General features: G+C 48.5%; 15 protein-coding genes. 5 read left to right on the top strand and 10 right to left on the bottom strand.

The genetic code is table 11. The annotated features are described in order from the left end of the window. Nucleotides 1-139 precede the first annotated feature (139 nt). Nucleotides 140-646 carry a GspH/FimT family pseudopilin gene (locus tag NT002_12950; protein MCX6830166.1) on the bottom strand — a complete coding sequence of 169 codons (507 nt, stop codon included), beginning with the start codon at nucleotides 644-646 and terminating at the stop codon, nucleotides 140-142. Nucleotides 647-957: 311 nt separating this feature from the next. Between NT002_12950 and NT002_12945 the strand changes: the two genes are divergently transcribed. Continuing rightward, on the top strand, nucleotides 958-3,309 hold the full coding sequence (locus tag NT002_12945; GenBank protein MCX6830165.1) for a S8 family serine peptidase: 2,352 nt from the start codon (nucleotides 958-960) through the stop codon (nucleotides 3,307-3,309). A 41-nt stretch (nucleotides 3,310-3,350) separates the two neighbouring features. Here the strand turns inward: NT002_12945 and NT002_12940 are convergent, their stop codons facing one another. The 4 genes from NT002_12940 to NT002_12925 are packed head-to-tail and all read right to left on the bottom strand — an operon-like array spanning nucleotide 3,351 to nucleotide 6,555. Further along, nucleotides 3,351-4,451 (bottom strand): aminopeptidase, encoded by a 1,101-nt coding sequence (locus tag NT002_12940; GenBank protein MCX6830164.1) that lies wholly within the window; start codon nucleotides 4,449-4,451, stop codon nucleotides 3,351-3,353. Between the two features lie 15 nt (nucleotides 4,452-4,466). Next, nucleotides 4,467-4,973 (bottom strand): methylated-DNA--[protein]-cysteine S-methyltransferase, encoded by a 507-nt coding sequence (locus tag NT002_12935; GenBank protein ID MCX6830163.1) that lies wholly within the window; start codon nucleotides 4,971-4,973, stop codon nucleotides 4,467-4,469. Further along, nucleotides 4,970-5,914 (bottom strand): hypothetical protein, encoded by a 945-nt coding sequence (locus NT002_12930; GenBank protein ID MCX6830162.1) that lies wholly within the window; start codon nucleotides 5,912-5,914, stop codon nucleotides 4,970-4,972. The genes NT002_12935 and NT002_12930 overlap by 4 nt, the downstream gene beginning before the upstream one ends. Then, on the bottom strand, nucleotides 5,911-6,555 hold the full coding sequence (locus tag NT002_12925; protein MCX6830161.1) for an HAD family hydrolase: 645 nt from the start codon (nucleotides 6,553-6,555) through the stop codon (nucleotides 5,911-5,913). The genes NT002_12930 and NT002_12925 overlap by 4 nt, the downstream gene beginning before the upstream one ends. Nucleotides 6,556-6,989: 434 nt before the next feature. On the opposite strand from NT002_12925, the gene NT002_12920 reads away from it, so the two are divergent. Next, nucleotides 6,990-8,831, top strand: a complete 1,842-nt coding sequence (locus NT002_12920) for a S41 family peptidase (protein MCX6830160.1) — start codon at nucleotides 6,990-6,992, stop codon at nucleotides 8,829-8,831. A gap of 40 nt (nucleotides 8,832-8,871) precedes the next feature. On the opposite strand, the gene NT002_12915 is transcribed toward NT002_12920, so the two are convergent. The 5 genes from NT002_12915 to NT002_12895 all read right to left on the bottom strand — a co-directional run bounded on the left by NT002_12915 (nucleotide 8,872) and on the right by NT002_12895 (nucleotide 13,276). Then, nucleotides 8,872-9,279 (bottom strand): hypothetical protein, encoded by a 408-nt coding sequence (locus tag NT002_12915; protein MCX6830159.1) that lies wholly within the window; start codon nucleotides 9,277-9,279, stop codon nucleotides 8,872-8,874. After that, the gene (locus tag NT002_12910; GenBank protein ID MCX6830158.1) at nucleotides 9,279-10,682 is read right to left on the bottom strand and encodes a hypothetical protein; all 1,404 of its coding nucleotides are present in this window, start codon (nucleotides 10,680-10,682) and stop codon (nucleotides 9,279-9,281) included. The genes NT002_12915 and NT002_12910 overlap by 1 nt, the downstream gene beginning before the upstream one ends. Before the next feature lie 13 nt (nucleotides 10,683-10,695). Further along, nucleotides 10,696-11,730 carry a 23S rRNA (adenine(2503)-C(2))-methyltransferase RlmN gene (gene rlmN / locus NT002_12905; protein MCX6830157.1) on the bottom strand — a complete coding sequence of 345 codons (1,035 nt, stop codon included), beginning with the start codon at nucleotides 11,728-11,730 and terminating at the stop codon, nucleotides 10,696-10,698. A gap of 190 nt (nucleotides 11,731-11,920) precedes the next feature. Then, complete coding sequence (locus NT002_12900) at nucleotides 11,921-12,322, bottom strand: response regulator (GenBank protein MCX6830156.1); 402 nt, start codon at nucleotides 12,320-12,322, stop codon at nucleotides 11,921-11,923. 171 nt (nucleotides 12,323-12,493) lie between these two features. Continuing rightward, nucleotides 12,494-13,276: a beta-ureidopropionase gene (locus tag NT002_12895; protein MCX6830155.1), complete on the bottom strand. Its 783-nt coding sequence runs from the start codon at nucleotides 13,274-13,276 to the stop codon at nucleotides 12,494-12,496. Nucleotides 13,277-13,365: 89 nt separating this feature from the next. Between NT002_12895 and smpB the strand changes: the two genes are divergently transcribed. From smpB to murI, 3 genes are read left to right on the top strand one after another with little or no spacing between them, the layout of a single operon-like run. Then, nucleotides 13,366-13,836 carry an SsrA-binding protein SmpB gene (gene smpB, locus NT002_12890; GenBank protein ID MCX6830154.1) on the top strand — a complete coding sequence of 157 codons (471 nt, stop codon included), beginning with the start codon at nucleotides 13,366-13,368 and terminating at the stop codon, nucleotides 13,834-13,836. Then, nucleotides 13,833-15,320 carry an N-acetylmuramoyl-L-alanine amidase gene (locus NT002_12885; protein MCX6830153.1) on the top strand — a complete coding sequence of 496 codons (1,488 nt, stop codon included), beginning with the start codon at nucleotides 13,833-13,835 and terminating at the stop codon, nucleotides 15,318-15,320. The genes smpB and NT002_12885 overlap by 4 nt, the downstream gene beginning before the upstream one ends. Next, nucleotides 15,317-16,141 (top strand): glutamate racemase, encoded by an 825-nt coding sequence (gene murI / locus NT002_12880; GenBank protein ID MCX6830152.1) that lies wholly within the window; start codon nucleotides 15,317-15,319, stop codon nucleotides 16,139-16,141. Before NT002_12885 ends, murI begins: the two co-directional genes overlap by 4 nt.

Genomic DNA, 16,141 nt, shown 5'->3' with positions numbered 1-16,141 from the left:
AGCCTTTGACATATGGTTTTCTTTGAGATTATCGGACGTCCGGTTCAATTTTTTAACACTTAACGAATTTATTTATAAAAAAACCCCCCGTCCATAGGACGGGAGGTTCTACCGGAGGATGAGAAAGAGGGAGCTTTGGTCAATAATTATGGATATAAGCCACTTTGGCCCGACCTGTCGAAGCTAAGACATTGACCTGAGAGGTATTAACTATACCACGATCAGTCGTAAGCAGATATATATCCCCACTGGCCGAAGCGGTTCCATTCGGCTCATAAATAACTGTCGAATTCGGAAAAGAGGCATATAGATAGGCAATATCATAGGGGAGCTGATCAACCTTTATCACCGAATCGCTGCCCGATTCAAAAGTATAATTTGCGAGATTGGTCAGATCTTTAAATGTGGTGACGGTGCGATTCGTCGCGTCATAGTAGATCCCGTATGGGGCCTTCTCCGAAATCGCCTGCGATCTGGCCATCCGCAGAGTTGAAACCAGATTCTTGGTTTCGCTGCGGAATTTTATTCTCTGGACGGCACGGTTGAAACTGGGGGCTGCAGCAGCCGAGATAATTCCGATCACAACCACGGTGGACATTAATTCCACTATTGTAATACCGGCAATCGATTTCAATCTATTATTCATAATCTCCATTTCCTTCCATCTGGCTTTTCTGCGAACTTATTTTGCATAAATGATGCCCTTTATGAGAAAATATGACGACCGACCGGTTATCCAACATATCTTTTTGATGCACAAAGCATTAGATTTACACGTCATTGGTAATAAATTGTGAAAGCGGACTGGATGATCCTTGTGCGCCGCAAAATATATGGGGTCTTCCCCATATTAATAGCGCCTTGCCAACTTCTCCTTGACATCGGACGAGGATTTATTAATTTATTATCAGTCAACTCATTACGATTTGCCTTTAATGCTTACAGGAAGGACTCGGCATGAATTTCCTAAGAATCATAAAGACCATTGGATTCCTCACCGCCATCCTCCCCAATTCCCTTTATGCCGCTGATTCCGGCAGTCTTCTGGAAAAACCCCTGGTTCTAACCAAGCCTCCGGCTGCAATTTCCGAAAAAGCCGGCAGCTACCTGCTTGGACAGAATAGGGACAAGGTAAAAATCTGGGTCTTTTTCCTCGATAAGAGAGTCTATGATGAATCCGCCTTTCGACAGGCTGCGGCAAAAGTAGCCATTAGTGAGCATACCGTATCAAGGCGGCAGAAGATGGGCATCACAGGAATTACCTTTGCCGATCTTCCGGTGAATGAGGGATATATTGCGCAAATTATTCTCGAGGGGGCGTCTCTGCGCCGGATTTCGCGCTGGCTGAACGCGGCCAGTTTTGAGGTTCCTGTCAGCATGATTGAAACGATTGCCGCATTGCCTTTTGTCGGCCGGATTGAACCGGTGGCCTCCTTCAAGGGTGATAGGCCACCCACTTCCGAAACCCCCATTCCTTCACGTCTGGAAAAACCAGGCGATATAACCGGCCTTAATTATGGTCTCTCTTATGCGCAGGTAAATATGATTAATATTCCCGCCATGCATGATATGGGATATAAAGGGCAGGATGTCATTGTGGCCATGTTTGACACCGGTTACAGGAAATCACATCAGGCATTCGCCCAGGCATATAAGAGTGGGCGAGTGTTGGCCGAATATGATTTTATATTCAATGACGGCAACACCGATAATCAGCCTGGAGATGATGTAAACCAGCACGACCACGGCACGGAAACATGGGCGACTCTTGGGGGAAGCTATTCCGGCAGGATTTTCGGTCCTGCTTATGGAGCCTCTTTCCTTCTGGCCAAGACAGAGGATATGAGAAGCGAGACCCAGGTTGAAGAGGACAACTGGGTGGCGGCGATGGAATGGGCCGATTCCCTCGGCGCCGATGTCATATCATCTTCACTGGGATACTCGGATTGGTACACCTACGCCGATTTCAATGGTAATACCGCCGTAACGACAAAAGCGGCCAATCTAGCCGCCGGACTGGGTATCATTGTCTGCAACTCTATGGGGAACGCAGGCCCGAACGCGGGCACTCTTAGTGCCCCGGCAGATGCTTTTGATATTCTGGCCTGCGGGGCGGTCGATGCCTCAAGATATATCGCCACATTTTCTTCCCGCGGCCCAACCTATGACGGCAGAATAAAACCGGAAGTCTGTGCCATGGGTGTCTCAGACTACACCGCCGGTGCCTGGGCCGATAATGCTTATACTTATGCCAGCGGAACTTCATTCGCGGCGCCTCTGGTCGCCGGATCTGCGGCGCTGATTTTATCGGCCAACCCTTCCCTGACGCCGCTTCAGATAAGAAAGAGTTTGATGCTCACGGCCGGCCAGGCGCAGAATCCGGATAACAATTATGGATGGGGCGTTATCGATGCTCTGGCGGCCTACAACTGGGGCGCCAATTTCACTGCGGACAGTACGCTGGGATATGGTACTCTGGGCGTCAATTTTACCGATATCTCCAATCCGGCTGCGGCCGGCTGGAAATGGTATTTCGGCGATGGGGATTCCTCTTCTCTGCCGAATCCGACCCATCAATACAATTCCCCCGGCTCTTATGATGTTACCCTGATAATTGAATCATCCGAAGGAACGCTGAATCGCACCAGAAAGGAATTGATAGCGGTTGTGGCGGATACACTCACATTCGGTACCGATTCAGCCTATTCGGGATATACCGCAGTCATGCCAGTTGTATTAAAGAATTCACAGAGACTCAATTCAATTATTATCCCGGTATCTTATTCGCCGGGAATGAATTTAAGATTTGATTCGCTGAGCTTCGGTAGTCGCACATCAAATTTCGAAGCGCTGAAGGTGCTTTATCGAAATGACCCCATGCATCAACTGGTGTTCGAACTCATTGCCGATACCGGCGGCGGAACGTCGCGTTTGGCGCCGGGTAACGGAGAGATCGCCCGTCTGTATTTTGGCCTGGACAGATATGCTCCACCCGGAGTGTTGACATCAGTTGACACTTCCATAGTCGACGGCAAGATTATCAATCTGGCCAATGCCTGGGTTCAATACGGTCCGGTCGTCGTGGGCGGGGATGTCATTGCCCGTTATGTCAGAAGAGGTGATGCTGATAATAACGGTTTAATAAATATGCAGGATATAATGTACATGATAGCTGCACTCTATCTCAGTGGTCCTCCGCCAGTAACGATAAGGGCGGGGGATGCAAATTCGGATAACATGCTCACCCTTCGTGATATAGGTTATCTGATAAATTTCGTTATTAAGGGCGGCCCTCCGCCTAAAGATTAACGGCAGATTGAGGCCCCGCCGGAGAAGGCGGGGCCTTTTTATTAGATTATAAAGATGCCGTCTTTATATATGAGCTTGCCGTCGGCGATGATTTCGCCGCCTTTTTTCAGATCACGCACCATATCCCAGTGAATGCCCGATTTATTCCGGCCGCCGGCCTCGGGGAGACCAGCACCCACCGCCATATGACAGGTACCGCCGATTTTTTCATCAAAGAGGGTGTTTTTCGTGAATTGGGTGATTTCGTAGTTGGTGCCGATGGCAAATTCGCCGATTCGACGCGACCCTTCATCGGTATCGAGCATTTTAATCAGATAGTCTTCATCCTTTTCAGCGCCGGCTTTCACCACTTCGCCGTTCTTGAAAGTCAACTGCACTCCGGAAACCTCACGCCCAGTAAGGAAGGCCGGGAAATTGAACCGAATTGTACCATTGGCACTATTTTCAATCGGAGAAGTAAATATCTCACCATCGGGGAAATTCTTCTGGCCGCAGCAATTGATCCACTTTCGTCCCTTAACATTGAGAGTCAGGTCGGTCTGGTCGGTCAAAAGATGTATTATTTCCACCTGGTCCAGGATTTTGATCAATCGGTCCTGTTCCTTTTCCACTTTCTGCCAATAGGCCACCGGGTCGGCTTCGTCGACATGCCCGGCGCGATAGACAAAATTCTCATATTCGGTGATGGACATTTCGGCATCCTGGGCATGCGCGGGGGTGGGAAACTGTGTGCCGCACCAATGGAGCGAGCCATCCCCTATTCTGGCAATGTATCTATCCATCCACTTACGCCCGGCTTTATTGTTCAACTGCTGGCGGGAGGGATCAATGCCGGAAAGATATTTGGTATTGGTCGATCCCCAGATATAAAGATAGGCATCGATCTTTTCAATCTCGAATTCCCGGATGGGAGAGATGTATTTCAACTGGGCATCGTTGGCCTTTTTGTAGAACATCTCTTTGAGGTCGATAAGCGAAATTTCCACATAGGGATATGCTCCCGCGGCCAGAGCCTCTTCATAAACAGCCTTGACCAGCGGCTCAGCCACCGGTTCGGCCGCAATCTTGAACAACTGACCGGGCTTAATTTTCAATGAATAATGCACCAGAATTTTGGCCAAGTTCCTTACTCTGGAATCCATAGAATCTCCTATCGCTCAACAGATTTTTATATTTTCAATTTCAAGAAGTTGCTTTTTCAATTTCAATCCGCCGCCATAACCACCGAGGCCATTGGAGGCGACGACCCGATGACACGGGATGATCAGAGGATGCAGATTACGGGCATTGGCCATGCCGACCGCCCGTGCGGCGCCCGGTAGTCCTATTGCGATCGCAATGGCACCATAAGTCTTCGTCCGGCCATAGGGAATCGCCGCTACCTGTCGCAGCACCTTTCTTTGAAAAGGAGTTCCTCTGAGATCAAGTCGAAGGGAGAACTTTTTCAATTTCCCTCTCAAATAAGCTTGTATTTGTTTTTCAGCTTTTCTATTTTCGCTACCCCCCTGCGCAATTTTGTAACCGTCAAATTTCTTTGCCAGCACGGATAGAAAGCGGGTCGAACTCTCGGTGGGAAGCCCGATTACGGCGATTCCCTTTTCGGTTTCAGCAAGTTGAAACCGCCCGAATCTGGTGCTGAACTGATGAACAAACAGGCATTTCATATGCCATTCTCCTCTTTCATCAAAGAAAACCACAAGTATATGGTAAACAGCGAGCGGTAAGGTATCATGGGGCGCGCCAGTTTTTCAATTTTCTTGTTGTCGGGGATGGCGCGCATCCGGTAGGCAATCCTGACAGCGCGATGCAGGCCGGAATCGCCGAGTGGAAGGCAATCAAGGAAGCCCGCGCCGCGCAGCAGAATATAATTGGCCGACCAGATTCCGATCCCGCGAATACTCATAAGATAATGTACGGCGGACAAATATGTTTGTTCCACAACAGAATCGAAAAGCGAGCTGTCTTTGGAGAGGTAAAACGAAAGGTCACGAAGATATTCCGCTTTGCGAGCGGAAAATTGAAGACTCCTCAATTCAGCGACCTCCAATTTTGCGAGATCGGCCGGGCGAGGAAAGAGAAACCATTCTCGACCAGCATGATGGAATTTTCTGCCGAAATTTTCCACCAGTCTCTTTTTGAGGGTATATGCAAAATGCAGATTCACCTGCTGACCCATCATCGCCCAGGCTGCAGATTCAAATATGGTCGATGTCAAAAGCGGTTTGAGGCCGCGAAATTTCTCGATCAAAGTCATAAGATGTCTGTCCCGAGACGCTTTTAGATAGAAGGGGAGCAGGTCGAGATCGGCGCATATGATTTTCCGGGCGGCATTAATGACATCGGATCGCTTCACTTTCCCGGTGTTCAAGGCCGTCCAGCGCACTACTCCGTGAGGAGATTCGATATCGCCGAGACATTCAATTTCCGCCAGCACCGGCACATCGCCAATCAGAAGCGCTCGGCGCAGCTTCTTATCGTGAACGTCATCGACATTCTCGAAACGGCTTCTTTGTGAAAATCGAAGAGAAAGAGCAAAGTCGTGCGGAGGGGTGATGCTGAAATGGGCCGCGTGCCATGAAGTCACTTTACTGCCGCGCTTACTCATTTCAGTATCTCCAGCAATTCCTCGAGGCGATGCAAAAAAAGATCCGGCCGGGCCGCCTGAAGATCATTTTCACGACCGAAAGGGGAGCTTACGCCAATGGCCGGGAGGCCGGCCGCCCGCGCGGCCTGAATATCATTGACGGTGTCGCCAATGACAACCGAATCTTCAATTTTCCCGCCCAGCATCTGCAGTAATTTCTGATATGCTTCCGGCGCCGGCTTGACCTTTGCGACATCATCGGCCCCGACAAACGCATATACCATATGATTCCAATGCAGCTTTTCAAGAATCTTGTTTACATGCACGCGCATCTTGGTGGTGCCGATTCCGATTACATATCCCCTTTTGAAAAGGACATCAAGCACCCGATCAGCCTCACCGACCGGTTCAGCCGAGGCGGCAATCGCACCCAGGCCGATCTCCTGAAAGTGCCTCCAGAATTCTCTGTACGGCTTATTTGAAAAGGAATGGAACATCTCTTCCAACGGGTAACCGATAAAACGCTTGATTTCCTCATCGGTCCGAGGCGGTTCTCCCAAGGCTTTCAACGCGTAATTGGTTGCGATTATCACCCCGCGCGAGGAATCGATGAGTGTACCATCAAAGTCAAAGAGGAGGTGTCTAATGTTGTCAATTTTCAAAATTTAATGAACTTTCTTGCATAATAGAGCGGTATTACTCGAATCAAAATAGGGTTGGTCGCCACTTATGTCAAACATAATCCACCCCCGAAATCGCTCTAAGCTGTTAAGCACTTGAACAATATTATTGCAGAAACTTGCATAAGAGAGCATTTTTCATTGAAACTCAACATGATATGAGATTCCGGGTCGAACAGGAAGGCGGGAATTTATGACGGGTCTCACAGTGAAGCCAGTTGGTTCAGATAACATCTTGCTGTCTAACGATTTGCAGGTAGCATGCCACCATCGTAAAAAAAGTGAAACTTAATTTCCGTCTTAACTGTTAAATTGTCAAGCAGATAGGATATAATCACGGTTCTCATCTTGCTTGACAAAATGTGGTAAACAGATAGATTGACATTGGTGAACTACTCATATTGGAGGTCTTTGGGATGAAAAGATTTACTATGATGATACTGGCGCTGACAGCATTTATGATGGGATTGATCTGGGTGGTTGGAAGCGGGGAAGCTGTCCAGCCTCCTGAGACCAAAACCATCTATTTGGCCGCGGATACTCTTCATATAAATCTCGATGAGACACCATCAAATGCGGCGGATAGTGTCGGCCAGGATCCGCGTGAAACGCTTCTGCGCGAGATAAAGAAATTCAATCAGACGGTTTTCGATGTTAAGAATCGTTATATGGAGGATGTCGATACCAAAGAATTGATTAACGCCGGTATTCGCGGAATGCTGGAGGATCTGGATCGCTATTCCGTTTTGATGGAGAAGAAATCATATGATGCATTGATGGAAAGCACTCATGGGAAATATGAGGGTTTGGGGATGGAGATTGATGCCCGTGATGATCACATCATCATAGTGACTCCGATGGAAGGCTCGCCCGCCTATAAGAGGGGGCTGAAATCGGGAGATCTCATATTTGAAATCAACGGCAAATCAACTTATAAATTATCCACAGCCGATGCCTCAAAACTAATGCGCGGTCCCAGCGGGACCAAAGTCATTCTCAAGATCAAGCGGGAAGGTATTCCCGATATGCTCGATTTCGAAATGGAACGGGCAATTATCGAACTCAAATCGGTAAGTTACTATGGAGTTATCCCAGGGAGCAATATCGGTTATATCCGGCTCTCCCGCTTTGCCGAAGAAACCAGCAACGAGTTAACTCAGGCAATTTCGGATCTGAATACGAAAGGGATCGACGGATTGATTTTTGACTTGCGATCCAATGGCGGCGGCCTTCTGCAGCAGGCGGTCGAAACAGGCGAACTGTTTGTGCCGGAAGGGAAACTGATTGTTTACACCCGCGGCCGGTTCTCGGATTCGGAGCGCAGGTATTATTCCCGCCGTCTGCCGATGTTTCCGGATAAGCCGCTAGTGGTGTTGGTTGATGAGGGCACCGCCTCAGCCTCGGAAATCGTGGCCGGAGCCATTCAGGATTGGGACCGCGGTATTATCATGGGACATCCCACTTACGGCAAGGGATTAGTGCAGCAGATTTTCCCGGTCGGAACCGATGATGAGGTGGCGCTGAAACTGACTACGGCTAAATATTATGTCCCTTCCGGAAGATGCATACAAAAACCGGAGAAGGAGTGGAAAGATGGGGCTCGTGCCGATATGGCCGGTCTGGACACTCTTGAGGGACAAAGTGCAGACTCTATCGGGGCCGATTCCATCGCCGTTTCCAAGAAAGAAACATTCAACACCAGTAATGGCCGGGTGGTTTATGGCAGCGGCGGCATCCTGCCCGATGTCGAAATCGCTCAGGATCCTTTCCTCACTCCACTGGAGATCAATTTGGAAAGAAAACAGATGTTCTTTGATTTTGCGGTGAAATATCTGGTAGCCCACCCGGATTTCGGTCGCGAGACGCCTGTCACCGATGAAATGGTCAAGGAATTAAGATCATTTATTGAAAGCAAAAATTTCACATATAAGACCTCGCTTGAAGTCTCCCTGGATAAAATCAAGGATTTAGTCAAAGAGGAAAAGAAGGATACTTTATTCGCTCCGGCTATATCCAATTTCGAGGAAAAAATAAAAAAGGAAAAGGAAGCTGATTTTGCCAAATCCATCGATTATTTAAAGAAGGCAATCAAGCGGGAAATCGTGGCCAAGATTGCAGGCGAACGGGGAATTTATGAGGAGATCATTCTCAAAACCGACCCCGGTGTCGTACAGGCCATGGATCTTCTGAGGAATAAAACCGAATACAGCAAACTTCTTCAGGGAAACCTGTCGCAAGGTCAAAAGCCGCAGGATTGAGTTCCCGAGTATCGAAGCCCCGCCCATCGGCGGGGCTTTCTTATTTTAGATCGAACCTCTTAATCAGCCAGCGGTCACCGGCTTTCACCAGGGTAATCTCAGTCGGACGTCCGATATCGGCGCTGTCGGCCATGATAAAACAGTTGACCACCCCCCGATCCCGGGTATAGAAAAATTCTCTCCGACCGAAAGTGTAGAAACTTCGGCCTCCGGCGTAAACGTCATCCAATATCTTTGTCGAGCTATATCCCTGATTAAAGGCCTCGCCAATTATCAATGAATCTATTGCGGCGGCATTCTGCTCTTTGACGGCGCGATCCAGTTTCGCCAGCAGGTTTTTGATGACGGGGATTTCATCGCGAGGCGGATTCCTTCTGGTGCAGGCAAGCGTCAACAGCAGAAGCACCGCCAGCAGAAGCGCCAGACTCTTATGAATTGTCTTTCTCATCAATCGGTCACCTTATTCAATATATAAAATCCGCTTCCTTCCCGGGTGAGGAGATTGCCCTTTGTCAGCTTATCCAGCAATTCGGTAACAATCAAATTCCAGCACCAGTATCGCGCTCCGCGGAAATATGTTCCGTAAGGAGGGCCGGAGAACATTTTTGTAATTTCCGCTTTCAAATTTGCGACAGATGTTCCAGCGCCATGAGCGAGAATGGACAACCCCGGAGCCACTTTACTTTCATCATAAGAAAAATAAGTTGAAGGGGAATTCTCAGCAAAAGACCAGTCATACAAGGCACGACCATCCGCAGAAATACCGGTCCGGGGGGTACAGTTAATAGCTATTTCCGAATCGGCGCAATAAATTCGCTCACCGTCGGGATCTTTCTGATAATGATAGAAAGAGCGCCCGGCATTACCTTTGTCGGCGCCGACGAGGTACATATATTCAAGCATAAAAGCGTTGCAGGGATTTGAATTCGCGAAAATATTGAATTCCACTCCGTCATTGACGAAATCGCGCCCCAGCTTATCCCACAGGAAAAGAGTCAATATCACCGGGTATTTATGGTAAAGAATGGAACCGCCATCAAAGAGATTGAATTTATCACGGGTCAGTTTTCCCGATGAAGCCAGCGCCTCAATGGTGCTGTCGTATCGGGGGATGTTAACACTTATGGTTTTATAAAGATCTTCAACGGCGCTGTCAATCATCGGTCTAAGTCTATCTATGGCGGGTTTATCAATCACGGCAAAGGCCGGTTTCGGGCCCGAAGCTTCCTGCTTAATATATTGCCATGATTGCAGCTGGGCGGTCAGACTGCTGATATAGTCGGCGCCGGCGCCCGAGAGCACGGAAATCTCATCAAGACTTTTCCCCTGATGAAGCAAAACAAAAAACACTCTGGTGAAATAATTATCAAAGGTCACGTTCTTATCGACAAAGGCGGGGACCTCTATTTTCTCGGGAAGGAGCATCTTGAGCCCCTCAGGAAGCGCATGTACCGTGGGATATTTATTGGAAAGTAATTTCTGCGATTCCAGCAATGTGTCCAGCGTATCGACCACATTATAAAGGTCGAACTGAATGAATCCGGTGTCAAAATTGCAGGGTATTTCAAAGGGAACTTCAATCCTGGTTGTTGTCAGCGGCTCCAATATGAAGGCACTCATGGAGATTCTTTTCGGAGAGATGGCGCTGTGGGGGAAACTGACTTCAATCCGGGCAACAACGAACTTATAGTCGCCAGACGAATCGGTCAGACTCACCCAGGCTCTCTGTTTGCCCCAGTCGGTCGAGGAAAAACTGACATCGCCAACCTGGCAATCAGAAGATGAAGCGGTCATGCCTCCCGCAAGAAGGAACAGCAGCATGCAGAAGACTACTTTGTGTCGAAACAGCATAATTTCTCCAATTCTAAGTTAATTGATATTTCCCGGCCAGCTGGCCGCAAGCGGCTTCAATATCCAGACCCCGGCTCTTTCTTACCGTAACCGCCGAAGCGCGGGGATATAAAAGCTTCGCAAATTCATCCACCTGTTCGTCGGAGGGCCTCCGATAGGGCAGTGACGGAATCGGATTATAGGCCAATATATTAATTTTGCAGGGAATTCCTTTTATCAAGGCAGCCAGCTCTTTGACATCCTGCGGAGTATCATTGAACCCGGCGAAGATAATATATTCAAAGGTGACTCTTTTTTTTCTTTTAGCTGCGAAATATCGGGCGGCCTCCATCAGTTTCTCCAGGGGAAATGACTTGGCCACCGGCATAATCTTCCTTCTTTTTTCATCACTGGCAGCGTGAAGCGATATTGCCAAATTTACTTTCACTCCCGAATCAGCCAGGGTGTAAATCTGGGGGACAATTCCCACGGTTGAGACGGTCACTTTCTTAGCAGAAACGGAGAGACCCATCTCGGAGGAAATGATTTCGACCGCCCGGAGCAGATTGTCATAATTGAGAAGGGGTTCGCCCATACCCATGAAAACGATATTTTCGAAGGCTTCCGCGCCATTGCGGCCTCGAAGAAAGAGAAGTTGTCCCACCATTTCCCCAACGGTGAGATTTCGTTTCGGACCCATCTGCCCGGTGGCGCAGAATTTACACCCTAATCCACAACCGGCCTGACTTGAAATGCAGACCGTGTTCTTTCCCTTCTCGGGAATCAAGACCGTCTCCACAAATTCGCCGTCCCCCAGAGCAAAGAGGAATTTCTCGGTACCATCAACCGAGCGGGAGGCTTTCGCGAGTTTGAGCCCGACAAAGAAATATTTCTCGGCGAGTTTTCCCCGAAGCTCAAGAGAAAGGTCGGTCATTTTTTGGAAATCGGGCTGAAGAGAATTATACAGCCATTTGAACAATTGTCGACCCTTGAATCTCGCCGCTCCCAACTCCTGCACCAGATTTTCCAGGTCGACGAGAGTTGTCCCCAAGAGATTAACCCGTTCCATAAATATAAATTTATACTTAATTGCGGATTTTTCAAGCGGTTTAAATTATTAATAATAGATGACCAAAGTTCTGAGGGAATTGGAGAGATCTTCTCCCGATACGGCAAAACGGAAATAAGGTAAAATCAGCCGTCGGGTAATTTCGGCAAGATGGCTGCGGGTCGCCGCAGATTTCAGAGAGGGGAATCGGTCAGTGTTTCCCGGTGGACATCAATATAATATTGACTATTTCCAGGAGTCTTTCACAGGAGAAAGGCTTCTTGATAAACATGTCGCCCCCGACCTTGAATGACCGCCCCATATCATCATTTCGATCCTTGCCGGTCAGAAACACGACCGGAATGTTAGCCGTGACCGGATCATTTTTCAACTCATTACAGACCCCGTAACCATCAGTTCCGGGCATCATGATGTCGAGAAGAATGATATCCGGCTTGATCGCCCTGGCTTTTTTTAGCCCCTCGGACGCAACATTGTTGACAAAAACCTGATGACCGGCGTTTGTCAGAAATGCTTCAATAATCTCGGTAATCTGAGGTTCATCGTCGATTACCATGATTTTCGCTGCTGCTACTTTTTGTGCTAAAGCCATAAACACTCTCTAAAAATGTCTCTATCCATAAGCTGTATCGGCAGAAAGACCGGAGAGTTTAAGTGATTTCTATCGCTCCGGCGGGTAATATAATTGACCCGGTCATGGAACAAGCTATGCGCGGAAAGTGGAAATATGGGGGGCAGTTGAGTTTTGAATCAGAATCAGGACTTAGTAATACTCCGGGCGTCGATCCCCAAACAGGTCATTCCTCCCGGTAACCATTTTGTTATCAGCCAGTTCCGGAGCGACATCGACGGCCAGAAAGCCTGCTTCTTCACCCCCCAGTTCGGCCAGAACCTGACCATCAGGTGCGATTATCCGGGAGTGCCCGATGAATTTAAGCGACTTGCCGGTTCTCTGTTCGACCCCCACTCGATTGGCGGTCATGGTGAAAACGTTGTTTTCCAGCGCGCGGGTTATCATGGCATCAGGACAATGGGGTAATACCAGATTGGAAGGATGACAGATCATCTGCGCTCCCAGGAGGGCAAGCTTTCGGGCCGATTCGGGGAAACGCCAATCGAAACATATCATCATTCCAATTTTTGACTGCCGGAATGGGAAGACAAAAAAGCCGGTCGCACCGGGTGAAAAAATATCCTTTTCGGTATCGAAAAGGTGGGTCTTCTGATAAACATAAAAAATCCCGTCAGGAAGAGTGGCGGCGGCGGAATTATACAGTCTTTCTCCTTTCTTTTCCGGAAAGCCATAGATTATCAGGGAGTTCTTGCGAAACGAAAGCTCTTTCAGGGCCATAAAAGTGTAACCCTCCCCAGCCGGATCGGCAAGCCCGGCCGCTTCATCAGGATCATGGAACTGATAGCCGGAGGCAAACAGCTCGGGAAATACAAGTATATCAAAGTCAAAGTCTTCCACCGTCTTAATGGCGATATCAACATTCTCTCTGATTTGACCGAAACGGGGTGAATTCTGATATAATGCCACTCTCATAATAAGATCCTCACAGGCCTGCGCATGACTATAATATGGAGACAATAAAGTAATTGCAACGGGTATGATATAAATCTATATTAATCGCCATGCGGGAAAAAGATCCAAAAGAAAAGAATGTTGTCACCAATCGCAAAGCCTTTCGTGATTATGAAATTCTGGAGAAACGGGAAGCAGGTATCTCTCTGCGAGGCACCGAGGTGAAAGCTCTGCGGGAGGGGAAAGTGAATCTTTCAGACAGCTATGCCTCGGTCGAGGATGGCGAGGTGATTCTTTTCAATTTGCATATTTCTCCTTATGAGCAATCCGGTCGGGATACCCATGACCCGACCCGTCCGAGGCGGCTGCTTCTTCATAAAAGAGAGATTGGGCGCCTCTATACCGCTACTGCGGAAAAAGGACTTACACTTATACCGCTGAGAATTTATTTTAAAGGACCTTATGTGAAAATCGAACTGGCCACGGCACGGGGGCGTAAGATGTACGACAAGCGGGAAAGAACCGCCAAACAGGAGGCCGATAGGGCAATCGAAAGAGCCGTTCGTCGGAGAAATAAATGAGAAACATGATATCGAATATGCTTGCCCGGATGATTCTAATCGCAGTGCTCTTTCTGACACCTTGTCTGATGGCCCAGGAGTTGTCGGTTCAGATGCCCGGCGGACTGGAAAAAATAGACTACTTTCTGGAAAATAACAGTATCGTCTATTTTTCAATGTCGCAGATGGCCGGACTTCTGGGAGAGAGGCTCTCCTGGGAGGAGGTAGGCCTTTCGATATTATTTGTTACTGATTATCATCGGATGATTTTCTTTCCCGGCTCACCCTATTTCCGCGTGGATGATTCGGTTAAAAACCTGACCTATGCGGCGAAATTGAAAGACGGCCAGCTGTATCTTCCCGCCCAGACATTCTTTCCTTTCCTCGATAACGTTCGCCAGGAGCATATTGCCTGGGATTCCGGGCGGAGATCGGTAAAGGTTAATTCCGAGCGGTACAATGTCACTGATATCGACTTAGCTCCCAAGGCCAATGGCTTGCTGATCGAGATATTCCTCAACGAACCCAAGGAATATGAATTATTCACCTCCGAAGGAAACTGGATTAATGTTACGATTGCAGGCGGTAAGATTAATCAGCGGCAGATATTATCACATAAATCGAGTTCTCTTCTCCTTGATCTGAATGCATTTCAGTTTGAAAATTCGGCACAGATATCAATGCGATTCAAAAGGGATATCGGCAAATATACTCATCGTCTCCAATCCAATCCGGTCAGAATTCAGATTTCGCTGTTGGATACATCAGCCGCCGCTTTAGCGCCCGGAGGGCCGGGACCGGTCGGCCCGGATAAATTGATTGACCGGGTGATAATTGATCCCGGCCATGGCGGGACAGATTACGGTGCTATCGGACCCAAATCCACCAGGGAGAAGGAAATCGTTCTGGATATTGCACGGCGTTTGGCCAAGCTGATACGAAAAGACAAGCTTTTCGTAGCTTACATGACTCGAGACAAAGACATTAATGTCTCGCTGAAAGAGCGCGCCGACATGGCTAACAGATCCAAAGGGGACATATTTGTTTCCATTCATGCCAATGCCTCGATAAAGCGAGGGGTGCGTGGCTTCCAGGTTTTTTTCCTGGCGCCGGCCAAGAATGATTCGGCGCGGGCGGCGGCCCAGCTGGAAAATGCCCCGTTTCTGGCTGAAAAGAGGACTCGCTCCGAAGAAGGGAAAGATAATTTGAGCTACATTTTGAGCGATATGATACAGACGGAATTTCAGACCGAGTCATCCGATCTGGCGGCCATGATGGAAAAGGAGCTACGGCGTTCGGTATCGGAAACATCCAATCGGGGCATCGACCAGGCCGGTTTCTTTGTTCTCAACGGCGTTTATATGCCATCGGTACTGGTGGAGACCGCCTTTATCACCAATCGCGAGGACGAAAAACTGCTCAACAACAAAGAGTACCGGGAGCAGATGGCCAGGTCTATTTACGAGGGACTAAAAAAATTAAAAGCCAAATATGAGAGTAGATGATGATGGAAGATGCCATTCAGAATAGACCGATAGGGATTTTCGATTCGGGCGTAGGCGGACTGACGGTCGTGGCGGAGATAATCAAACTTCTCCCCGGCGAGAATATAGTCTATTTCGGAGATGTCGGCCGGACTCCATACGGCGGTCGTTCCAAAGAGATCATCACCCAATTTACCCGACAGGATATTAGTTTCCTTCTCGAGCATAAGGTAAAGTACATTGTGGCTGCTTGCAATTCGGCTTCGGCGGTCGCTTTGGAGACTGTTCGCCACGAATTTAACACTGATATTCTGGGTGTTATCGAGCCGGGCGCTAAGGCGGCGGTTAATCAAACCCGCAACAGTCGCGTGGGAATTATCGGGACGGTGGCGACGATCGGGTCGGACAGCTATGTAAGAGCGATTCACGGACGCAACGATAAAATCAAGGTCTTCTCTCTTGCCTGTCCCCTGTTTGTCCCGCTGGTAGAGGAAGGATACATTGAGAAGGAAGCGACCGAATTGATTGCCCGCGATTATCTCAAGACCCTTGTTGATGTTGATATTGACACCCTTGTTCTGGGATGCACCCACTATCCCTTACTGAAAAAGATTATCGGTAAAGTCGTTGGGCCGAAGGTGCGGTTGATTGATTCGGCTGAGGAAACCGCCCGCGAGGTGGCCGCCGTTCTTTCCTTGAAAAATCTACTTCGGTCCGGAACCGAGGGAGCATTCCTCAAATTTTATGTTTCCGATGTTCCGGATCGATTTTCGCAACTGGTGGGGCAGTTCATGGGACGCCATGTCAATAATATTACCCGAGTCGACATTACGAGGTACTAA

This window comes from Candidatus Zixiibacteriota bacterium (genome assembly GCA_026397505.1).
In the GTDB taxonomy this organism is placed as follows: Bacteria; Zixibacteria; MSB-5A5; order GN15; family PGXB01; genus JAPLUR01.
The sequence above is the reverse complement of the archived record's forward strand: the minus strand, read 5'-3'. Positions and strand labels throughout refer to the sequence as shown.